Raw genomic sequence first — 2632 nt, 5'->3', positions numbered from 1 at the left:
CCCCACCCCCGACCGGCCAACCCCTCCGTCAGCTCGAAATCCCCCTCGACGCACCGGCCGTCCACGCGGGGAACCTCGAATTCCGCGCCCTCGCCCTGCGTTGCGGCATCGCCGTCATCGTCGGCACCCACGCCGAACACCCCGCCGAAGGCCGCCTCTGCCGCATCCGCGTCACCGTCACCGTCGACGACGCCGTCAGCGCGCGCCTCGACAACGACCTCCACCGGCTCGTCCTCACCGACGGCAGCCGGCACGCCATGGACTGGGAGGCCATGCAGATCAAGCGCCAGCCCCTCACGATCGACATCGGGGCCCACGACAGCGCCACCTACGACCTGTGGTTCGACATCCCCCGCGACGCCGCCGTCGACCACCTCGCCGTCACCAACGACAAAGGGATGCCCACGACGGACATCCCCCTGCCGCAGCGCGACTGGCCCGACCACGCGGCCTGACCCGGTCCGCGGCCGACGCTACTTTGCGGCGCCGTCCACCTCGTCCAGCACGGCCTGCGCCACCGCCTGCATCGTCATGCGACGGTCCATCGACGTCTTCTGGATCCACCGGAACGCGGCCGGCTCCGTCAGCCCGTACTTCGTCTGCAGGACGCTCTTCGCCCGGTCCACCAGCTTCCGCGTCTCCAGCCGCAGGCTCAGGTCCGCGACCTCCGCCTCCAGCGCCCGCAGCTCCGTGAACCGCGACACGGCCATCTCGATCGCCGGGACGACGTCGCTCTTGCTGAACGGCTTGACCAGGTACGCCATGGCGCCCGCGTCCCGGGCCCGCTCCACCAGCTCGCGCTGCGAGAAGGCGGTCAGCATCAGCACCGGCGCGATCTTCTCCTTGGCGATCCGCTCCGCGGCCGAGATCCCGTCCAGCACGGGCATCTTCACGTCCAGGATCACCAGGTCCGGCCGCAGCTCCTCGGCGAGCTTCACGGCCGTCTCGCCGTCACCCGCCTCACCGACGACGGAGTAGCCCTCCTCCTCGAGCATCTCTTTCAGGTCGAGCCTGATCAGAGCCTCGTCCTCGGCGATCACCACACGGGTGGTCAGCGGCGGTACGTGCGACTGCTCGTCAACGGGCTCGGCGGCGCTCACGGGACTCCTCGTTCCAGGGCAGGTGCTGCCCCAAGAGCCTACCTATCTCCGGTATGTTTAGGACACGGAGGGTATACGCTAGCCTTCGCTTCAAAGGAAGCCCCGGTAGCCCAGCGGTAGAGGCAATGGTCTCAAACACCATATAGCGTGGGTTCGAATCCCACCCGGGGTACTCCACCTTCAAATTCAAGGCGTTTATCACTCAGGGTGATCTTCACTGAGTCGAGTGAGCGGCACTGGATTTCCGGTCACGCGTGGCGGGAATCACGCCAAAGTCGTTCACATGTACGACCTGGAAACCCGCCGCCGGGCCCTCGCGCTCCTCGCCGAAGGCCGGAGCCTCAGCTCCGTGAGCCGGATGACCGGTGTGTCCCGTTCCGCCATCCGCGACTGGCGCACCCGCATCGAACCCAGACGAAGCGGCACCGACTGCACCGGCCGCGCATCCGGCCCCGCCTACGCCTACCTGCTCGGCCTCTACCTCGGCGACGGCTGCATCAGCCCCCAGCCCCACGGCGGCCACGCCCTGCGCATTGCCTGCGGCGACGCCTGGCCCGGACTGATCGACACGTGCGAGCAGGCCATGAGGGCCGTCCGGCCCGGGAACTCCGTGTGCCGCGTCCACATCCGGCGCCTGTGCGCCGACTCGCTCGACGCCGCAGGCGTCGCCTGGAGGCAGGCCAACGCCTGCAACATCTCCGTCGCCCGCCGGGAGGCCGTCGCGCTCATGGACCGGTTCGTCGGCCCGGAGCATTGAGGCGGGCGTTGGTGTGCCGGGTGGCGACCGCCGTGGTGGGGTCCTCGGGCCAGGGGTGCTTGGGGTAGCGGCCGCGGAGTTCCGCGCGCACGGCGCGGTAGCCGTCGCGCCAGAAGGAGGCGAGGTCGGCGGTGACGGCGGCGGGGCGTCCCGCGGGGGAGAGCAGGTGGACGAGGAGGGGGACGCGGCCGCCGGCGATGCGGGGGGTGGTGGTCCAGCCGAAGAGTTCCTGGAGTTTGGCGGCGAGGACGGGGCGGTCGTCGTCGTAGGAGACGCGGACCTTGGAGCCGGAGGGGATCTCCAGGCGTTCCGGGGCGAGTTCGTCGAGGCGGGCGGCGTCGCCGGTGGCCCAGGGCAGGAGGCGGCCCAGGGCGGTGGCGGCGTCGACGCGGGCGAGGTCGGCGCGGCGGCGGGCGGTGGCGAGTTCGGGGGCGAGCCAGTCGTCCGCGCGGGAGAGCAGGGCCTCGTCGGAGACGTCGGGCCAGGGGGCGCCGATCTCGCGGTGGAGGAAGGCGAGGCGCCGACGGAGGGTGTCGGCGTCGCGGGTCCACTTCAGCAGGCGGGGTCCTTCGCGGCGGAGGCCGTCGAGGAGCGCGGTGTGCAGCTGTGCGGGGTCGGGGTCGGTCAGGGGCCGGGTGGTGAGGGTGATCGCGCCGAGGCGGGCGGCGTGGTGGGCGGTGACGTCGCCGTCGGCCCAGGTGACCTCGTCGGTCTCGGTGAGCAGGGGCGCGGCCGCGGTGCGGGCGGTGTCCTCGTCGATGACGGCGGCGAGGCG

General features: G+C 71.4%; 4 protein-coding genes and 1 tRNA gene. 3 read left to right on the top strand and 2 right to left on the bottom strand.

Annotation, left to right across the window (positions count from 1 at the left end; genetic code table 11):
- The coding region (locus PV350_RS46060) for a hypothetical protein (RefSeq protein ID WP_500339241.1) at positions 1–455 on the top strand (455 nt) is incomplete at its 5' end.
- Positions 456–473: 18 nt separating this feature from the next.
- Here PV350_RS46060 and PV350_RS46055 read toward each other — a convergent pair.
- Positions 474–1100: an ANTAR domain-containing response regulator gene (locus PV350_RS46055; protein WP_499511266.1), complete on the bottom strand. Its 627-nt coding sequence runs from the start codon at positions 1098–1100 to the stop codon at positions 474–476.
- Between the two features lie 99 nt (positions 1101–1199).
- Between PV350_RS46055 and PV350_RS46050 the strand changes: the two genes are divergently transcribed.
- Positions 1200–1272: transfer RNA gene (locus PV350_RS46050), tRNA-Leu, on the top strand.
- Between the two features lie 111 nt (positions 1273–1383).
- The gene (locus PV350_RS46045) at positions 1384–1857 is read left to right on the top strand and encodes a helix-turn-helix domain-containing protein (RefSeq protein ID WP_499511265.1); all 474 of its coding nucleotides are present in this window, start codon (positions 1384–1386) and stop codon (positions 1855–1857) included.
- On the opposite strand, the gene PV350_RS46040 is transcribed toward PV350_RS46045, so the two are convergent.
- A partial coding sequence (locus PV350_RS46040; RefSeq protein WP_500339240.1) for an ATP-dependent helicase C-terminal domain-containing protein occupies positions 1826–2632 on the bottom strand: 807 nt, incomplete at its 5' end. The two genes, PV350_RS46045 and PV350_RS46040, sit on opposite strands and share 32 nt — an antisense overlap.

Source organism: Streptomyces sp. PA03-6a (genome assembly GCF_033792765.1).
Lineage (GTDB): Bacteria > Actinomycetota > Actinomycetes > Streptomycetales > Streptomycetaceae > Actinacidiphila.
This window is presented reverse-complemented; position numbering and strand designations above follow the sequence as displayed.